Origin of the sequence: Curtobacterium salicis, assembly GCF_011759505.1 — a bacterium.
Classification (GTDB): Bacteria; Actinomycetota; Actinomycetes; order Actinomycetales; family Microbacteriaceae; genus Curtobacterium; species Curtobacterium salicis.
Window position 1 is genome coordinate 785,281 of record NZ_JAAOYO010000001.1, and the last position, 18,968, is coordinate 804,248.

General features: G+C 71.1%; 17 protein-coding genes. All 17 read right to left on the reverse strand.

Translation table 11 applies throughout. The features are described from left to right. Positions 1-2 precede the first annotated feature (2 nt). Entirely contained in the window at positions 3-683 is a 681-nt protein-coding gene (locus E9228_RS03720; RefSeq protein ID WP_166779208.1) for a DivIVA domain-containing protein, read from the reverse strand. Between the two features lie 216 nt (positions 684-899). Then, entirely contained in the window at positions 900-1,196 is a 297-nt protein-coding gene (locus tag E9228_RS03725; protein ID WP_341849753.1) for a YggT family protein, read from the reverse strand. Positions 1,197-1,314: 118 nt separating this feature from the next. Next, complete coding sequence (locus E9228_RS03730; protein ID WP_166779209.1) at positions 1,315-1,893, reverse strand: cell division protein SepF; 579 nt, start codon at positions 1,891-1,893, stop codon at positions 1,315-1,317. Positions 1,894-1,935: 42 nt separating this feature from the next. Beyond that, positions 1,936-2,634, reverse strand: coding sequence for a YggS family pyridoxal phosphate-dependent enzyme (locus tag E9228_RS03735; protein ID WP_166779210.1), 699 nt, complete (start codon positions 2,632-2,634; stop codon positions 1,936-1,938). Between the two features lie 6 nt (positions 2,635-2,640). Next, on the reverse strand, positions 2,641-3,807 hold the full coding sequence (gene ftsZ, locus E9228_RS03740; RefSeq protein WP_111053061.1) for a cell division protein FtsZ: 1,167 nt from the start codon (positions 3,805-3,807) through the stop codon (positions 2,641-2,643). A 156-nt stretch (positions 3,808-3,963) separates the two neighbouring features. After that, complete coding sequence (locus tag E9228_RS17495; protein ID WP_166779211.1) at positions 3,964-5,226, reverse strand: cell division protein FtsQ/DivIB; 1,263 nt, start codon at positions 5,224-5,226, stop codon at positions 3,964-3,966. Beyond that, positions 5,223-6,677: a UDP-N-acetylmuramate--L-alanine ligase gene (gene murC / locus E9228_RS03750; RefSeq protein ID WP_166779212.1), complete on the reverse strand. Its 1,455-nt coding sequence runs from the start codon at positions 6,675-6,677 to the stop codon at positions 5,223-5,225. Before murC ends, E9228_RS17495 begins: the two co-directional genes overlap by 4 nt. Continuing rightward, positions 6,674-7,825 carry an undecaprenyldiphospho-muramoylpentapeptide beta-N-acetylglucosaminyltransferase gene (gene murG / locus E9228_RS03755; protein ID WP_166779213.1) on the reverse strand — a complete coding sequence of 384 codons (1,152 nt, stop codon included), beginning with the start codon at positions 7,823-7,825 and terminating at the stop codon, positions 6,674-6,676. Before murG ends, murC begins: the two co-directional genes overlap by 4 nt. After that, complete coding sequence (gene ftsW, locus E9228_RS03760) at positions 7,822-9,147, reverse strand: putative lipid II flippase FtsW (protein WP_166779214.1); 1,326 nt, start codon at positions 9,145-9,147, stop codon at positions 7,822-7,824. The genes murG and ftsW overlap by 4 nt, the downstream gene beginning before the upstream one ends. Continuing rightward, positions 9,110-10,639, reverse strand: a complete 1,530-nt coding sequence (gene murD / locus E9228_RS03765; RefSeq protein ID WP_166779215.1) for a UDP-N-acetylmuramoyl-L-alanine--D-glutamate ligase — start codon at positions 10,637-10,639, stop codon at positions 9,110-9,112. The genes ftsW and murD overlap by 38 nt, the downstream gene beginning before the upstream one ends. Next, positions 10,636-11,739, reverse strand: coding sequence for a phospho-N-acetylmuramoyl-pentapeptide-transferase (gene mraY, locus E9228_RS03770; protein ID WP_166779216.1), 1,104 nt, complete (start codon positions 11,737-11,739; stop codon positions 10,636-10,638). The genes murD and mraY overlap by 4 nt, the downstream gene beginning before the upstream one ends. After that, positions 11,736-13,202 carry a UDP-N-acetylmuramoyl-tripeptide--D-alanyl-D-alanine ligase gene (locus tag E9228_RS03775; RefSeq protein ID WP_166779217.1) on the reverse strand — a complete coding sequence of 489 codons (1,467 nt, stop codon included), beginning with the start codon at positions 13,200-13,202 and terminating at the stop codon, positions 11,736-11,738. The genes mraY and E9228_RS03775 overlap by 4 nt, the downstream gene beginning before the upstream one ends. Then, complete coding sequence (locus tag E9228_RS03780; protein ID WP_166779218.1) at positions 13,199-14,821, reverse strand: Mur ligase family protein; 1,623 nt, start codon at positions 14,819-14,821, stop codon at positions 13,199-13,201. Before E9228_RS03780 ends, E9228_RS03775 begins: the two co-directional genes overlap by 4 nt. A 35-nt stretch (positions 14,822-14,856) precedes the next feature. Then, entirely contained in the window at positions 14,857-16,626 is a 1,770-nt protein-coding gene (locus E9228_RS03785; protein WP_166779219.1) for a penicillin-binding transpeptidase domain-containing protein, read from the reverse strand. Positions 16,627-16,660: 34 nt separating this feature from the next. Beyond that, positions 16,661-17,386, reverse strand: coding sequence for a cell division protein FtsL (gene ftsL, locus E9228_RS03790; protein ID WP_166779220.1), 726 nt, complete (start codon positions 17,384-17,386; stop codon positions 16,661-16,663). 1 nt (position 17,387) lies between these two features. Further along, a complete protein-coding gene (gene rsmH / locus E9228_RS03795; protein WP_166779221.1) occupies positions 17,388-18,341 on the reverse strand; it encodes a 16S rRNA (cytosine(1402)-N(4))-methyltransferase RsmH in 954 nt (317 codons plus the stop codon). 104 nt (positions 18,342-18,445) lie between these two features. Further along, a complete protein-coding gene (mraZ, locus tag E9228_RS03800; RefSeq protein ID WP_111075069.1) occupies positions 18,446-18,877 on the reverse strand; it encodes a division/cell wall cluster transcriptional repressor MraZ in 432 nt (143 codons plus the stop codon). Between the last annotated feature and the right edge of the window lie 91 nt (positions 18,878-18,968).

Sequence of the window (18,968 nt, forward strand, 5' to 3'; positions counted from 1 at the left end):
CGTCAGTTGCCGAAGCCCTGCGCCGAGGCCGGGGCCGGCGCGAAGCCGGACTGCTCGGTGCTGGCAGACGAGTCGAGCTCGGAGAGCTGGCTCTGGATGTAGCTCTTGAGCTGCGCACGGTAGTCGCGCTCGAACGTGCGGAGCTCGTCGATCTTGCCCTCGAGCTGCGTGCGCTCCTGGTCGAGCACCGCGACCCGCTGGCGGTTCTGGTTCTCGGTGTCCGCCAGGACCTGGCGCTGCTTGGCCTCTGCCTCGGAGACGAGACGGGCGGCCTGGGCCTGGCCCTCGGCGATCAGCGCGTCGCGCTTCTCGACGCCTTCGCGGACGTGCTCCTCGTGGAGACGACGTGCGAGCGTCAGGAGGTTCGTGGTGCCCTCGGTGTCCTCGTCCGGGTTCACCGTGGTGGCCGGCGCGGCAGCGGCGACCGGCGCGGGCTCCGGAGCGGCGGCGACCGGGGCCGGCTCGGGGGTCGGGGCCGGCGCGGGCTCGTCGTCCTTGGCGAGCGACGGCGCGGAGTCGGCCGACTGGAGGCGCTGACGCAGCTCCTCGTTCTCCTGGTTCAGGCGACGCAGCTCGGCCACGATCTCGTCGAGGAAGTCGTCGACCTCGTCCTGGTCGTAGCCCTCGCGGAACTTGGTCGGCTGGAACCGCTTGTTGACTACGTCTTCCGGCGTCAAAGCCATTGCCGTCACCTCAATAGAACTGCTGAACGTGTGGAACCGGGGGCCCTGCTGGACCGTCCGTGCTGAAGGTACCAGCCGGGGTCCCGGTGCGGATGTCCCGCCGGGGCAGGACATCGATCCCGACCACCGTACACCGAGGGCGGCTCCGAACCGCGTCGGGGGCCCGCGTGGCGCGTGTCGCGGCGGTGCCGACCGGGTGCCCGGCCAGCGGTGGGATCAGATGAAGCGGAGCGCCAGGGACTGCACGACGACCCGCAGGATGATCACGACGAGCATCACGATCGTCCAGCCGAAGTCGAGCGCGACGGGTCCGAGCCGGAGCGGCGGGAGGACGCGACGCACCGCCTTGATCGGCGGGTCGGTGACCGTGTAGACGAACTCCGCCACGACGAGCAGCGCACGCTGCGGGCGCCAGGAGCGGTTGAACGCCTGGACCATGTCGAGGATGAAACGCCCCCACATCACGAAGAAGTAGAGCGTGAGGAGTAAGGAGAGGATCGTGAAGATGAACACGGTTCGGCTCGCTCGTCTCGTGTGACCGGGGCCGGGTGGCACCGGTCACGGGGCGGGTGGGCCTGGGTGCCGAGCGGTCGTCCGGATGCCCGTCGGGCACCCGTACCGCGGGGGCGGCTCAGGACTGGGCGAAGAAGTTCGCCTCGATGTCGGACTCTACCTCAGCAGGCTCACCGCTCACTGCGATGTGCGCGGGCGAGAGCAGGAAGACCTTGTTCGTGACGCGCTCGATCTTGCCGTAGAGCCCGAGCGACAGGCCGCTGGCGAAGTCGATCATCCGGCGGGCGTCACCCTCGGTCATCTGCGAGAGGTTGATGATGACGGGGATGCCGTCACGGAAGCTCTCGGCGATGGACTGGGCGTCCTTGTACTCGCGCGGGTGGACGGTGAGGATCTCGTTCATTTCCTGGACCGGGGTCGCCTTCTGTGCGGTCGTGTGCGAGCGGCGGAGCGGGGTGACCTGCGCGCCGCGCTGGGAGGTGTGCTGGGGCTTCGCGGGTGCGGCGGCCGGAGCGGCTGCTGCGGGTGCGGCGGCGGCCGGAGCGGCAGCGGGCGTCGCGGCGGCCGGGGCCTCCTGCTGCGCTGCCGGGGCCTGCTGGCGCGCCGGCGTCGGCGCGGCCTGCTGCTCGTCCTCGTACTCGAGTTCCTCGTCGGCGAGGCCGAGGTAGACCATCGTCTTCTTCAGCGGGTTGGCCATGGTTCCTCCGGGAGTCGTGCTCGTTGATGCCCTGCGACGAGGCTATGGTGCGGCGGGGCGATTCCCGGTGATTGCGGTCCCGATCCGCAGGTGTGTCGCGCCCTCCGCGACGGCCTCGGCGTAGTCGCCGCTCATGCCGGCCGAGATGTCCGTCGCGGCGGGGTCGAGCAGGCGCACCCGCTCGGAGATCCCACGGAGTCGGGCGAAGGCCGCGCGGGGGTCCTCGTCGAGCGGCGCGACCGCCATCACGCCCCGGAGGCGCAGGGTCCCGGTGGCGAGGACCCGCTCGGCCAGGGCGTCGACGTCGGACGGTGCGACACCGCCTCGGCCGGGGTCGTCGGTCAGGTTCACCTGCACGAACCCGTCGAGCACACGCGGGTCCGGCTCGGCCTCGGTCGGGGCGAAGGCGTCGACGACGCTCGCCCGGTCGAGGGACTGCACGACGTGGGCGTAGCGGCGGGCCTGCCGGGCCTTCTTCGACTGCAGCTGCCCGACGAAGTGCCAGGTGAGGCCGAGGTCCTCGAGTTCCGCGGCCTTCGCCTGCGCCTCCTGGTGGCGGTTCTCCCCCACGTCGGTGACGCCGAGCGCGGCGAGCTGTCGGACCAGGGCGGCCGGGTGGTACTTCGTGACGACGACGAGCGTCAGGGCGTCGGACGAGCGACCGGCCGCCCTGGCCGCGTCGGCGATGCCGTCGCGGACCGAGGACAGCCGGTCCTGGAGGCTCGTGGAGCCGTCCGTCATGTCGTCTTACTTCAGGAAGTCGGGGACGTCGAGCTCGTCGTCGTCGTCGAAGGCCGGGTCGGCGGCGCGCTGCGCCGGCGGCTCGTGCTCCTGCGACGCCCAGGACGGGGTCGAGTGGCCGGAGTCCTCGATGCGGTTGGACGAACCGGTGGCGACGGGCACGGTGGCGCCGGCGTCCGGGTCCACGTAGCTCGAGCGACGCTCCTGGTGCTGCTGCTGCGACGGCTCGCCACCGTCGAAGCCGGCAGCGATGACGGTGACGCGCACCTCGTCGCCGAGGGTGTCGTCGATGACCGCACCGAAGATGATGTTCGCTTCGGGGTGCACGGCCTCCTGCACGAGGCGGGCCGCGTCGTTGATCTCGAAGATGCCGAGGTTCGAGCCACCCTGGATCGACAGCAGGACACCGTGCGCACCGTCGATCGATGCCTCGAGCAGCGGCGACGCGACGGCGAGTTCGGCCGCCTTGATCGCACGGTCGGCGCCTCGCGAGGAGCCGATGCCCATGAGCGCCGAACCGGCACCCTGCATGACGCTCTTCACGTCGGCGAAGTCGAGGTTGATCAGGCCCGGGGTCGTGATGAGGTCCGTGATGCCCTGGACACCGGCGAGGAGCACCTGGTCGGCCGTGGCGAACGCCTCGACCATCGAGATGCCGCGGTCGGAGATCTCGAGCAGGCGGTCGTTCGGCACGACGATGAGCGTGTCGACCTCGTCCTTGAGGCTCGCGACACCGTTCTCGGCCTGCGACTGCCGGCGCTTGCCCTCGAACCCGAAGGGCTTCGTGACGACACCGATGGTCAGGGCGCCGATGGACTTCGCGATGCGTGCGACGACCGGGGCGCCACCCGTCCCGGTGCCACCACCTTCACCGGCGGTGACGAACACCATGTCGGCGCCGGCGAGGGCTTCCTCGATCTCCTCGGCGTGGTCCTCGGCGGCGCGACGACCCACCTCGGGGTCGGCGCCGGCTCCGAGACCGCGGGTGATCTCGCGACCCACGTCGAGCTTGACGTCGGCGTCGCTGAGGAGCAGCGCCTGCGCGTCGGTGTTGATGGCGATGAACTCGACCCCGCGGAGTCCGAGCTCGATCATGCGGTTGACGGCGTTGACACCGCCGCCGCCGACACCGACCACCTTGATGACGGCGAGGTAGTTGTGGTTCGTGGTCACGTCTGTCCGGCCTCCGGTCAAAACCCTCAACCTGTGCTTGAAGTTCAGAGTTCTAGCTGCTACGAATGGTGCTGGCCCCGACGCTACGGGTGCCGTCCTGCTGCTGACGACCCGCCACGCCGCGTGTCGCCGATCGCGGCGCAGATCACGTCGTGCTCACCCCTGCGGGCGGATGATGCCGTTGTCCGGCGCGGACACGTCGTACTCGACCTTCGAGTCCTTGTCGCGCGCCGCGTGGTCCTTGACGAGGGCGGCGAGCAGGGTCGCCTTCGCCGGGGACTCGTCCGGGCTCCCCCACACCACGCTCGACCCGTCGCTCATGGTCAGCGTCACGTCGTCCGACGTCGACGCCGCGATGCCCGACACCTGGTCGCGCACGCTCGCGGGCATGGCCAGCACGACCTCGGTCATGGTCCGGAACACCGTGCTGCCGAGCTTCGCCCGCCCGATGTCCGCCACCGGCATGCCGTCCGGCCGCTTCGTGGTCGACTGCACGACGATGCCGGCCGGGTCGACCAGGTCGAACGTCTTCCCCGACTCGACCGCGACGACCGGCGTCCGCTCGGTGACGGTCACGACGAGGGTGTGCGGCGGTTCCTCTTCCGTGACGTAGCTCTCGATGAGCGGGAACCCGGCGATCTGCTCCTTCACCCGACCGAGGTCGATGCGCGCCAACGGCGTCCCGAGCTGCCCGGACAGCGCGGCCCGCACCTGCGCAGCGTCGACGCGGTCGGTGCCCTTCACCTCGATCGTCCGGAGGGCCATCAGCGGCGAGAACACCGCCACGAGGATCGACACCGCGAGCACGACGACGACCCCACCGGCCGTGATCCACGCGGCGCGACGATGCCGGGAGCGTCGGGTGAACCGACGGACCTCGGCACGCTCGAGCAGTCGGCGGCGCTTGCGGGCGACGCGGGCTTCGCGGGCGGTCTCGGCCGCGCGGACGCGAGCGCCGATCGGGGTCTCGCGCGGCACGTGGGTCGAGACCGGCGCGTCGGCCTCCCCCGTCCGGTCTCGTTCCCGCGGCACCGGGGCGGTCAGACGGTCGTCCGCCGGGTGGTCGTCGGCCGGGCGGTCACCGGACACGCGGTCGTCGGATGCACGCTCGTCCGCCGGGCGAGCGTCCCGCGCGCGGTCATCGTCTGCGCGCTCGTCCGCCGTGAGGTCGACCTCCGGCAGTTCGGGCAGGAGGGAGTCGAGCCGGTCCGCAGCGGACCCGGAGCCGGACGCCACCACGTCGTCTCGGGGAGCCGACGTCCGCGGGGCGCGTCGAGCCTCCCGGACGCCGCTCAGCGCGGACCGGAGCCCGCCGGTGCGTGCCGGACGGCTGCTCCGGTCGCCCCGGTCGGTCGCCGCGGTCCCACTGGAGCGCTCGTCGGCTCCGGCGCGGTCGTCGAAGCCCTCGGGGCGCTTCACCGGCCTGCGGCTCCGGCTTCGTCAGATGCCCGCAGGCCGGCGGCCGGCTCGTCGTGCAGCGCCGTCAGGACCTGCGGGATGATCCGGTACACGTCCCCGCAGCTCAGGGTCATGATGATGTCGCCGTCCCGGGCGACCGAGGCCGCTCGGGCCGAGGCCTCGGCCCAGTCGGGCAGGTAGTCGACGCGGGCCTGGTCGGCGAACCGCTCCTGCACCAGGGCGCCGGTGACCCCGGGCTCCGGGTCCTCACGCGCGCCGTAGACGTCGAGCACGACGGTGTGGTCGGCGAGGTCCTCGTAGACCTTCGCGAAGTCGGCGGCCATCAGCCGCGTGCGCGAGTACAGGTGCGGCTGGTGGATCGCGATGATCCGGCCCGCCCCGACCACGTCGCGGGCGGCGTGCAGGGCCGCGGCGACCTCGGTCGGGTGGTGCGCGTAGTCGTCGTACACGGAGACCCCGCGCTCGACACCGTGCAGCTCGAAGCGCCGCTCCGTGCCGCCGAACGCCTCGATGCCACGGACCGCGTCCGCCGGGTCGACGCCCAGACCGACGAGCACCGCGAAGGCACCGACGGCGTTGACGGCGTTGTGGCGGCCCGGCACGCGGAGGGCGATGTGGTGCGTGGCTCCGGCCCACCGCAGGTCGACCGTGACGCCGGCGCCCTCGGTGACGCGTTCGATGCGGACGTCGGCACCCTCGGCCTCGCCGAAGGTCACGACCTCCGGCGCGTCCGGACGGGCACGGAGTCCGTCGGTGACGCGGACCGCACCGGCGTCGTCGCTCGAGACGACCACCCGTTCACGGGCCTTCGCGGCGAACTCGACGAACGCGTCGATGAAGGCCTGCTCGCTGCCGTAGTGGTCCAGGTGGTCCGGGTCGACGTTCGTGATCAGGGCGATCGCGACGTCGTAGAGCAGGAACGAGCCGTCGGACTCGTCCGCCTCGACGACGAACAGGTCGCTGCTGCCCGGCGCCGAACTCGTGCCGAGCGACTGGATGACGCCGCCGTTGACGAAGCTCGGGTCGAGGCCGAGCTCGACCAGCGCGGTGACGATCATGCCCGTCGAGGTGGTCTTGCCGTGCGCACCCGCGACGGCCACCAGACGGTGCTCCGAGATCAGTGCGGCGAGGGCCTGCGACCGGTGCAGCACCGGGAGGCCTCGACGCTGCGCCTCGAGGAGTTCGGGGTTGTCGGGCCAGAGCGCGCTCGTGACGACGATCGTGTCCGCGTCCCCGACGTTCGCGGCGTCGTGGCCGATCCGCACTTCGGCGCCGAGCTCACGCATCCGTCCGGTCGTCGCCGTCTCGCGCGAGTCACTGCCCGTGACCCGGTGACCGGCGGCCAGGAACATCCGGGCGATGCCGCTCATGCCGGACCCGCCGATGCCGACGAAGTGCACCGTGCCCAGGTCGTCCGGGATCGGCTGGGTGAGGTCCGGCTTGATGGTCATGGTTCCTCCGTGCTGCTGGTGGAGCGGGTGCTGCTGGTGTCGCTGCTGGTGCTGCTGGCCTTGCTGCGGCGCTTGCTCGTGCGGGCCGCGCTGAGGACGAGCTCCGTCATCCGGTCGGCGCCGTCACGGTGTCCGACGCTGCCGGACCGGACGGCCATGTCCGCGATGCCGGCTCGGTCCTCCAGGATCGTCAGGAGCTGCAACGTGATCCACTCGGGCGTGAATTCCTGGTCGGCCACGAGCACCGCTCCGCCGGCGGCGACGACGTCGCGGGCGTTGTGCCGCTGCTCGCCGTTGCCGACCGGGTAGGGCACCAGGACGCTCGGCAGGCCGACGGCGGTGAGCTCGCAGACCATGCCGGCCCCGGACCGTGAGACGACGAAGTCGGCCGCCGCGTACGCCAGGTCCATCCGGTCGCAGTACGGCAGCACGTGGTAGCCGTCCAGCTCGCTCGGTCCGATGTCGGACGCGGCACCGACGACGTGCAGGATCTGCCAGCCGGCGCCGAGGATCGTCGCCGCGGCCTGGTTGACGGTGCGGTTGATGCTCCGCGCCCCCGACGAACCGCCGGTCACGAGCAGCACCGGCCGCTCCGGGTCGAGTCCGAACTCGGCGAAACCCGCCGCACGCTCGGCGCGGCGGTCCAGACGTTCGATCTCGCGGCGGAGGGGCATCCCGACCACGCGGGAGTGCGGCAGCCGGGTGTTCGAGAACGTCACACCCACGTGGCTGGTCAGCACGGCGGCCATCCGGTTCGCCAGACCGGGCTTCGCGTTCTGCTCGTGCACGACGATCGGCGTCCCGGTACGCTTCGCAGCGACGTAGGCCGGGGCGGCTGCGTACCCGCCGACGCCGAGGACCACGGCGATCTCGCGTTCGCGGATGATCTGTTCCGTCCGACGCACCGCGGACCAGAAGGCACCGGGGAACCGCAGCGCGGCGCCGTTCACCTTCCGGGGGAAGGGCAGCCGCGGGATGGTCACGAGCTCGTACCCGCGCATCGGGACGAGTCGGGACTCCAGGCCCTCGGCGGTCCCGAGCACCAGGACCTCGTCGGCCGGGGACCGCTGCGTCAGCCGGTCGGCGACCGCGAGCAGGGGGTTCACGTGGCCGGCGGTCCCGCCGCCGGCGAAGAGGAAGCGGCTCACCGCAGGGCTCCGTTCCGTGTCCCGGGCTCCGGGACGCTGGCGCCACGGGGACCGCTGCCGGATCCGGAGCGGCCGGGCAGGTCACGGGCGAAGGACAGCACGACACCGATGGCCACGAGCGTCATGATGAGCGCCGAACCACCGGCCGAGATGAGTGGGAGCGGCACGCCGAGCACCGGGAGCAGCCCGAGGACGACCCCGATGTTGACGAGCGCCTGCCCGATCACCCAGGCGAGGACGCCACCGGTGACCGTGCGGACGAACGGGTCCGGCGAGAGCCGGATGACCCGGATCATGCCGATCGCCAGGACGACGAACAGGGCGAGCACCACGACCGCACCGATCAGCCCGAGTTCCTCACCGACGATGGCGAAGATGTAGTCGTTGTCCGCCTCGGGCAGCCACGACCACTTGAGCTTCGAGTTGCCGAGACCGACCCCGAACACGCCACCGGACGCCAGCGCCCACATGCCGTGCACGGGCTGCCAGCACAGGTCCTGGGCCTGGTTCGAGTCGGTGCAGCCGGAGAGCCACGCGCTGATGCGGGACTGGCGGGAGCTCGAGGCCATCGTCACGACGGGCAGCATGACCGCGATCGCCGCGATGCCGACGGCCAGGTGCCGCAGGCGGACACCGCCGACGAACAGGCTGCCGAACACCAGGATCATCATGATCATCGCGGTGCCCTGGTCGCCGCCGACCAGGACGAGCCCGATCGAGACGGCGGTCGCGAGGCCGACGGGGATGAAGACCTCGCGCCAGTCGTGCATCTTCTCCCGCTTGCGGAAGAGCACCGCACCGATGCCGAGCACCAGGGCGAGCTTGAGGATCTCGGACGGCTGCGCGGTGAACCCGCCGATGCCGATCCAGTTCCGGTTGCCCTGCACCGAGATGCCGATCGGGCTGAAGACCAGCAGCTGCAGGACCAGCCCGGCGCCGAGGATCCGCATCGCCCAACGGCGCCAGAAGTCGGCGGAGAACCGGCTGACCACGAGCATGAGCGGCACGCCGATGAGCGCGTAGAGCCCCTGCTTCGCGAAGGCGCCGAAGAAGCCGTGCTTGTAGCGGTACTCCTCGACACTCGAGGAGGACAGCACCATGACCACGCCGAACACGACGAGGAAGAGCGTGACGCCGAGGATCGTGTAGAACGTCGTGGACTCGGCCACGAACACGTTCTTCACGGCCACGACCGCGCCGTTCGACCGACGGCGGGCACCGTCGACGCCGGAGCTCACTCGGGCACCGGCAGCGGCTCCCGCTGCGCCGGCACGGGCTCGGGCGCTACGGCCGTGCGCCGGCAGATCCGTCGGTGTCGCCATCGGCGTCGCCTCCCAGGTGCTCGTGGACCGCTGCCGCGAAACGTTCGCCCCGGTCGGCGTAGGAACCGAACTGGTCGAAGGACGCGGCGGCCGGGGCGAGGAGGACCGTGTCGCCCGGCCTCGCGACCGATGCGGCATGCCGGACCGCCTCGGGCATGACCTGATCAGTGTCCAGCGCTTCCACCTGCAGCACCGGGACCGCGGGCGCGTGTCGTGCGAATGCCTCCAGGACGGGGGTCCGGTCGACGCCGATCACGACGACGCCACGGACCTCGGGCCCGAAGCGCTCCACCAGGCCGTCGATGTCGACGCCCTTGAAGAGACCGCCGACGATCCACACCACGGAGTCGAACGCCGACAGCGAGGCCGTGGCGGCGTGCGGGTTCGTCGCCTTCGAGTCGTCGACCCAGGCGATGCCGTCCGCGCTGGCGACCGACTCGGTGCGGTGGTGGTCGGCGCGGAAGGCCTGCACCGCCGAGCGGATCGCGCTCGGCGGGACGGACCCCGCACGGGCGAGCGCTGCGGCGGCCAGGACGTTGGCCGTCATGTGCGGGCTGTCGAGCCCGGCGGTCTCGAGGTCCGCGACGGTCGCGAGCTCGAGGGCACTGTTCCGGCGGTCCTCGGTGAAGGCGCGGTCGCAGAGCACGTCCTCGACGACCCCGACGTCGCCCGGTGCGGGGACGCCGAGCGAGAACCCGACCGCTCGGCAGCCCTCGACGACGTCGGCGTCCTCCACCATGCGGCGGGTGACGTCGTCGGCGGTGTTGTAGACGCAGGCCATCACGGTGCGCTCGTAGACCTTGGCCTTCGCCCGGCGGTACGCCTCGGCCGACCCGTGCCACTCCAGGTGGTCGTCGGCGATGTTGAGGCACGCCGAGGCGAGCGGCACGACGGCGCCGGGCCCCTCGGACGCCATCGAGTGCAGCTGGTGGCTGGACAGCTCGACGACCAGGACGTCGTAGCCCTCCGGGTCGCGGACGACGTCGAGCACGGGCACGCCGATGTTGCCGCAGGCGACCGCACGGAGGCCGGTGGCGGCGTACATCGCGGTGGTCAGCTGGGTCGTGGTGGTCTTGCCGTTCGTCCCGGTGATCGTCACCCAGGGAGCGGCGACCGGACCCTTCACGACCTTGTCGCGGACGCGCCAGGCGAGTTCGATGTCGCCCCAGACCGCTCCGTGCTCGTGGGCCCAGACGACCGTCGCGTTGTGCGGCGGGAGGCCCGGGGAGACGACGACCAGGTCGGGAGCCTGCTCGACGAGGGCCGCGGGCACCGTGTCGAGCGGCGTCTGCACGAAGCGGGCACCGATGACGTCGAGGAGTTCGACGCTGTCGTCTGGGGCGTCGGTCGAGTAGACGACGACGTCGCTGCCGAGCTCGGCGAGGGTGTCCGCCACCGAGAAGCCGGTGGCCCCGAGGCCGAGCACGGCCACCCGCAGCCCCTTCCAGCCCTCGGAGTACCAGCTGTCGAGACCGTTCAGGCGTTCGCTCATTGGACTCGTGCGATCCATTCCAGGTAGAACAGTCCGACCCCGGCCGCGACGCAGAGCCCCGCGATGATCCAGAACCGGACGACGACGGTCACCTCGGCCCAGCCCTTGAGCTCGAAGTGGTGGTGCAGGGGGCTCATCCGGAAGATGCGCTTGCCGTGCGTGATCTTGAAGTAGGCCCGCTGCAGGATGACCGACCCGGTGACGATGAAGAACAGGCCACCGATGAGGATGAGCAGGAGCTCGGTGCGGCTGAGGATCGCGAGTCCCGCCAGCGCGCCGCCGAGCCCGAGGGACCCGGTGTCACCGAGGAAGATCTGCGCCGGGGACGTGTTGTACCAGAGGAACCCGATCAGGCCACCGCACACCGCGGCCGCGACGACCGCCAGGTCGAGCGGGTCGGTGACGGTGTAGCAGGCGTGCTGGGTGCTCTCGTCGATCCGGGCCCCGCCGCAGATCTGGTTCGACTGCCAGAAGCCGATGATGACGTAGGACCCGATCGCCAGGATGCTCGAGCCCGTGGCCAGTCCGTCGAGGCCGTCGGCGACGTTGACGCCGTTCGAGGTCGACACCGTGAGCAGCACGATCCACGCCAGGAACAGGATCGTCCCGATGACGGTGCCGAGCGCCATGAAGTCCAGCCACGGCACGTCACGGATCGCGGAGATCATCGTCGACGCCGGCGGCTTGCCGCTGCCCGCGGGGACGACCAGGGCGATCGTGGCGAACACCACGCCGACGATGACCTGACCCAGGACCTTCGCCCAGCCGCCGAGCCCGAGGCTCCGCTGCCGACGGACCTTGAGGAAGTCGTCGACGAAGCCGACCACGCCGAGTCCGACCATGAGGAACAGCACGAGCAGCCCGGAGAGGGTCAGGGGGTCCCGACCGACCAGGTGGCCGACGAAGTAGCCGATCACCGCACCGAGGATCAGGACGATGCCGCCCATCGTGGCGGTCCCGCGCTTGGTGTGGTGCGACTGCGGGCCGTCGTCACGGATGAACTGCCCCCACCCGAGGCGGTGGAACAGCTTGATGAACAGCGGCGTGAGCAGCAGTGTGAACACCAGCGACACAGCGCCGGCGACGAGGAGCGCGATCATTCGGGGACACCTCCGAGGCGGTCGCCGAGGAACCGCAGCCCGGCCGACTTCGAGGACTTGACCAGGACGACGTCACCCGGACGCACGAGTTCCTGGAGGGCACGGACGGCGTCGTCGACGTCCTCGATGAACACGGACTCACCGTCCCACGACCCCTCGAGGGTGGCGGCCTGGTGGATGGCCATCGCGCCGCGGCCGACGACCACGAGCTGTCCGATGCCGAGCCGGACGACGAGTCGTCCGATGGTGTCGTGCTCCTCCACCGAGAACTCACCGAGTTCGGCCATCTCGCCGAGGACGGCGACGGTGCGCTCCCCCGGTCGGACGACCTGCGCGAGGGTCCGTAGTGCGGCGGCGGTCGAGTCGGGCGAGGCGTTGTACGCGTCGTTGATGACGGTGATGCCGTCCGGACCCTGCAGCAGCTCCATGCGCCAGCGCTCGGCGCGCGTCATCGACGCGAGCGCCTCGGCGCCGTCGGCGAGCGTGACACCCCAGAGGTGCGCCACCGTCAGGGCGGCGGCCGCGTTCATGGCGTGGTGCTCACCGAGGATGGCGAGGCGGACGTCGACGGTCTCGAGGACGTCGGACGGGCCTCCCGTCAGGTCGCCGGGTACCGGCGCGGTGTCGCCGACGGGAGGCGCGGTGAGCGTGAAGCGGGTGCCCTCGCGGTCCGTCGTGACGCCGCTGATGCGGTAGTCCGCCCCGGCGGACGTGCCGAAGCCGACCACGCGGGCGTCGGTGCGTCCGCGCATCCGGGCGACGCGGTCGTCGTCGGTGTTGAGGAGCGCCGTGGCGGTCGCGGGGAGGTCGGTGACCATCTCGGACTTCGCGCGCTCGGTGGCCTCGATCCCGCCGAACTCACCGGCGTGGGCGAGCCCGACCTTGAGGACTACGCCGACGTCGGGTTCGGCGATGCGGACGAGCTTCGCGATGTGGCCGATGCCGCTCGCACCCATCTCGACGACGAGGAAGCGGGTGTCGGCCGTGATGCGGAGCATCGAGATCGGTGCGCCGACGTGGTTGTTGAACGACCCCTCGGGCGCGACGGTCTCCCCGGCGCGGGACAGGATCGTGCGGAGCATGTTCTTCGTGCTCGTCTTGCCGTTCGAGCCGGTGATCCCGACCACGCGGAGCGAGCCGGCGGCACGGACCCGCGCGACGACCTCGTGCGCCAGGGCGGCCAGTGCGGCGTACCCGTCGGCGACGACGATCTGGGCGGTGCCGGTGTCCTCGGGCAGGTCCACGGCACGCTCGGTGATGACCAGGGCCGCGCCGGCGGAGGCTGCTGCCGGGACGAACCGGTGTCCGTCGGTCTCCTCGCCGAGCAGTGCGAAGAACACGCTCCCGCTGCCGACGAGCCGTGAGTCCGTCTCCACCGAGCCGTCGACGGTCGTGTCAGCGGCACCGCGGACGAGTTCGCCGTCGATCGCGCTGGCGATCTCGGCGAGGGTCAGCGCGATCATCGCGCGTCCTCCGCCGGGCCGGAGTTCGGTTCCCAGCCGGCTTCGCGGAGCGCGGCCCGGGCTTCGTCCCTGGCCGAGTAGGGCGTCCGGACTCCCTGGATGTCGCGGTAGTCCTGGTGGCCGGGACCTGCCCAGAGGATCGAGTCGCCCTCGCCGACCAGGCCGACCGCCGCACGGATGGCCGCCTCCGGCGGGCTCACCTCGTGGATCTCGTGCTCGGGGAAGGCCGCGCGGGCGGCGTCGACCAGGGTCTTCCGGATCGACGCGGCGTCCTCGAAGCGCGGGTGGTGGTCGGTGACGACGAGGATGTCGGATCCCTCGGCCGCGACCCGCGCCATGTCCGCGCGCTTCGTCGTGTCGCGGTCACCGTCGGCGCCGAAGAGCATGACGACCTTGCCCGGCGTGAACTGGCGCACGGCGGCGAGGGTGTTGAGGAAGGCGTCCGGGCTGTGGCCGAAGTCGACGTAGACGCTCGGCCCGGAGTTGCCGGAGACCCGCTCCGTGCGGCCGGGCAGGTAGCACTCGATGGCACTGACGACGGTGCCGTCCCGCTCGTCGGCGTAGGTGCGGTGGTTCGTCTCGAGCGCGTGCGCGATGGCCCCGAGCTCGAAGCCGCCCTCGACGAGCATGACGATGGCCAGGGCGGCGTTGGCGGCCATGTGCCAGCCGATCAGCGGGACGCGGGTGGTGAGTTCGCGGCCCTCCGGTCCGGTGAGCCGGAACTCGGTGTAGGCGGCGTGCGCCTCGACGATCTCGACGTGCCACTCGGCCTCGACCTCGGGGTGCACGGTGATCGTGGTGACCGGGATCCGCGAGTCCTGGACGACGCGGTGGCCCCAGTCGGTGTCGAGCGACACGACGCCACGACGGCCGTGCTCCGGCTGGAACAGGGGCAGCTTCGCCTGGAAGTACTCCTCCATGTCGGCGTAGTCGTCGAGGTGGTCGTGGCTGAGGTTCGTGAACGCGACCACGTCGAAGACGATGCCGTCGACGCGGTGCCGGCTGAGGGCCTGGGCGCTGACCTCGACGGCGACGGCGCGGACCTCGCTCTCGCGCATCCGGGCGAGGAGCGCGTGCATCTCGCTGGCTTCGGGCGTGGTGAGTCGGCTGGTGACGCTGAGCGAGCCGATGTGGCGCTCGGCGGTCGAGCTCAGGCCGGTGACCAGGCCGAGCTGCTTGAGGATCCCCTCGAGGATGTACGAGGTGCTGGTCTTGCCGTTCGTCCCGGTGACGGCGAAGAGCTGCGGGAGCTCGGCCTCGTCCGGGTTCGTGCGGTACACCCAGGCCGAGACGTCCCCGAGCGCTGCCCGGGGGTCGTCGACGACGAGCACGGGCAGGCCGGAGGGTTCGGCGATCGCGACACCGTCGGCGTCGGTCAGGACCGCGACGGCACCGCGCTCGGCGGCGTCGGCGGCGAACTCGGCACCGTGGCGGTTCGCACCGTGGACGCCGACGAACAGGTCACCGGGCTGCACCTCGGCGGCGCTCAGGGTGACGCCGGTCGTCTCGACGCCGTCGAGCGAGCCGACGACCCGCAGCCCGAAGGCGTTCGCGAGTTCGGCGACCGGCCGCGGGGTCGGGTGTTCGGGCCGGAGGACCGGGGGGATCCGTGCTGACAAGTGCTCCTTCTTCCTCTCCACGTGGACGGGTCGGCCTACCAGGTGGACGGGTAGGTCCGGGCCTGTGTCGTGGAGGGGGCGACTCGGTACTTCTCGAGCACCTGGGACATGAGTGTGCGGAACGCCGGAGCCGCTCCGCTCGACCACTTGGTGGTCTGCGGCTTCGTGAACGTCACCGTGACAACATACTGGGGGTCTTCGGCGGGTGCCATTCCGGCCACCGAGATGATACGGTCCGCGCCGTAGCCCTTGGCGCCGTCCGCGACCTCGGCCGTTCCGGTCTTCGCGGCGATGTTGTAGCCCGAGATCGGCTTCATGCCGACCAGGGTGCCACCGGTCACCACGCTCTGCAGCATGTCGACCGTCTGGGTCGCTGCGGCTGCCGACACGACGCGCTTGCTCTGCACGTCGGGCGCGTCGATGGTCGTGCCGTCCTCGGTCTGGCAGCCCTTCACCATGTGCAGCGGGATCCGCACGCCCTGGTTCGCGAGGGTCTGGTAGACGCTCGAGACCTGCATCGCGGTGGTCAGGATGCCCTGGCCGAACATCGAGTTGATGTCGGTCTGCTTGTCCCACTCCGGGCTCGCGCCGTAGTTCATGGTCGGCTGACCGGGGTAGTCGATCGCCGGCTCGGGTTCGAACAGCCCGAACTCCCGCATCACGTCGTAGCGCTGCTGGGTCGTCAGCTTCGACCCGAGCTCGGTGATGCCGACGTTCGACGAGTCACGGAGGATCCCCGTCAGCGTCAGGTTCTCGGTCGGGTGGAACTCGGAGTCGTGGATGGTCCCGCCCCAGGGGAACGTCCGCGAGTACGGCACGACCGCCTGCGTGGTCGGGCTCGCCAGACCCTTATCGATGAGCGCGGCGGCGATGGCGGCCTTGATCGTCGAGCCGGGCTCGTAGGCGGCCGTGAGCGCGCGGGAGCCGTAGGCGCCCGGGTCGGTGGTCGCGTCGACGTCGTTCGGGTCGACCGTCGGGTAGTCCGCGACGGCCAGGACCTCGCCGGTCTTCGCGTTCACGACGGTGGCGGTGGCGGACTCGGCCTTGAGCTGCTGCGCGGCGTCGGCGATGTCCTGCGACGCCATGTACTGCAGGTCGCTGTCGATCGTGGTGACGAGGGTGCCGCCGTCCTTCGCGCGCTTCTGCGTCACGGTGCTGCCGGGCAGCTGGACACCGTCCTCACCGCGCTCGTACGTCTCGGAGCCGTTCGTCCCGGCGAGGCACTTCTGGTACGCCAGTTCGAGGCCGGCCTGGGCGCCGTCGGTCCCCATGAAGCCGGTGACGTTGCCGGTGGCGGCGCCGGTCGGGTACGAGCGTGCGGCCTGCTGTTCCGGGTAGAGCCACGGGACCTGCAGGGCACGGACGGCCTCGTAGTGGGCGACGTCGATGCCCTTCACCAGGTAGGCGAAGTCGGACTTCGGGTCGGCCGCGATGTTCTTGCGCATGGTGCCGACGTCGCCGCCGGAGGCCGTCGCGATCGCGCTGAGCGCCTGGTCGACCGAGATCTCCTTGACGCGGGTCCCGCCGAGCTTGCCGTCGAACGACTTGACCAACCGGGGGGAGGTCGTGATGTTGTACCGGACCACGCTCTCCGCCAACGCGGTGCCGTCGCGGTCCACGATCGTGCCGCGGGTGCCGTAGAGCGTCACCGGGATGCTGCGCTTCGACTCGGCGGCCTTCGACAGCTCGTCGGCCTGCACCACCTGGATGTCGACCAGGCGGACCACGAACACCGCGACGAGCGCGATCACGGCGATCATCACGACGCTGTAGCGCAGTCGTCGGTTGCGGAGCGTCTTGGTCACGAGCGGCCTTCCGGAGGTGGTGCTGAGCCCGCGGTCACCGGGTCGTGGGTGCCTGGAGCTGGTTCGCGTCGGACTCTACGGAGGACTTCGCCGGAGCCTGGTCCGACGCGCTGGACGCGCCGGCCTTCCCAGCGTCGGCAGGAGCCGTGTCGGCCCCGTCGGTGGCGGCGGGAGCGGAGTCGGCGGCGGCGGCGGGAGCAGCAGCGGCCGGCGCGGCGGCAGCGGGAGCCGGCGCGGTGTTCTCCTTGCTCGTCGCGGTGTCACCGTGCTGCGCGGCGAGCGGGACGTCTCCGAGCAGGGAGTTCGGCACCTGGTTGGCGGTGTTGCCGGTGGCTTCCTCGGGCGTCGCCGGCGTCGGCGTGCCGTACACGGTCCCGGTCTTCGGGTCGAGGTAGACCGGCGTCGAGTTCGCGATCATGCCGAGAGCCTGGGCGTTCCGCGCCAGGTTCTGCGGCGACTCGAGCACCTTGAGCCCCTCGGACAGGGACGCCTGGGTGCGGGTGAGTCCGGTCTGCTCGGACTTCAGCGAGCTGAGCGTGTAGGCACCCTGGCTGAGCCCCATGCTGATGCCGAGCTGGGCGAGCAGCAGGAGGCCGAGCGCGGCGATCGCGACGATGGCGTACGCCACCCGGGGTCGGGCTCGGCGCTGGGCCTTGGTCGGGGTGACCTCGACGAGCTCCGGGCGCTTCCGCTCGGGACGGGCGTGGTCCGGACGCGACGGGGCGACGACAGGGTCGACGAGTGCGAGGTTCGTGCTCATGTCACTTCCGGATCCGCTCGGCCGCGCGCAGGCGCACGGGGGTAGCTCGGGGGTTGGCGGCGCGCTCGGCCTCGTCGGCCTGCTCGGCGCCCTTGACGACGAGGGCGAAGGTCGGCGCGTGTTCGGGCAGTTCCACCGGCAGGTCGGCCGGGGCGCTCGACGTGGTCCGTTCGACGAGTGCCCGCTTCACGATGCGGTCCTCGAGGGACTGGTACGACTCGACGACCAGGCGGCCACCGACCCGGATGCGGTCGAGCGCCGCGGGGATCGCGCGCTCGAGGACGCTGAGTTCGGTGTTGACCTCGATGCGGAGCGCCTGGAACACGCGCTTGGCCGGGTGCCCCTGCCGCTGGATCGCGACCGGGGTGGCGTCGTGGAGCACCTGGACCAGGTCGCCGGACATCGTGAACGGACGCTCGGCCCGACGCTCGACGATGGCCTTGGCGTAGCGGCCGGCGAGCTTCTCCTCGCCGTAGCGCTGGAAGATCCGGCGCAGTTCACGCTCGTCGTACTCGGCGAGGACCTCGGCTGCGGTGATGCCCTGCGTCCGGTCCATCCGCATGTCGAGCGGGGCGTCCTGGCTGTACGCGAAACCGCGCTCGGCCCGGTCGAGCTGCAGCGAGGAGACGCCGAGGTCGAAGAGGACACCGTCGACCAGGTCGATGCCCAGGCCGTCGAGCGCCTCCGGCAGTTCGTCGTAGACGGTGTGCACGAGGTGCACGCGGTCACCGAAGCGGGCGAGCCGCTCTCCCGCGATGCCGAGTGCATCGGTGTCGCGGTCGAGACCGACGAGCGTGAGCTCGGGGAACCGCTCGAGCAGGCCGGCGGAGTGGCCGCCCATGCCGAGCGTGGCGTCGACGACGACTTTGCCCGGTCCGTCGAGCGTCGGCGTGAAGAGGTCGACGATCCGCTCGAGCATCACGGGGGTGTGCGGGAACTTCTCCGGTGCTGCCATGTGCGCCCCTGGACTCCTGGGCCGCGGGTCCGGATCCCCATCCATGCGACCTGACACCGGGGAAGGTGTGTCAGGGCGGACGGCTGGGAGTCTCGATCCACGGATCAGAAGATCCCCGGGATCACCTCCTCGTCGTTCTCGGCGAAGGCCTCTTCGGTCTCCGCGTAGTAGGTCTCCCATGCACTGGTCGACCAGATCTCGGCGCGGTCACCGCTGCCGATGACCGTCAGGTCCCGCTCGAGGCCCGCGTACTCGCGGAGGTTCTGCGGGATCGTGACGCGGTTCTGCTTGTCGGGTTGTTCCGCGCTCGCTCCGGAGAGGAACAGGCGCATGTAGTCACGGGTGCGCTTCGACGTCATCGGTGCCTGGCGGATCCGCTCGTGGAGTTCCTCGAAGGTCCTGGCGCTGAAGACGACCACGCACCGCTCCTGGCCACGGGTCATGACGAGACCGCCGGAGAGTTCGTCCCGGAACTTGGCGGGGAGGATCACGCGACCCTTCTCGTCGAGCTTGGGGGCATGGGTACCGAGCAGCACTCGGGGCCTCCCCTCAGCTCCACCGGTCTTCGTCACGCCCCACGCTACTCCACTTCCCTCCACTTCGCTGCTCCAGCGCACCACTCTCAGC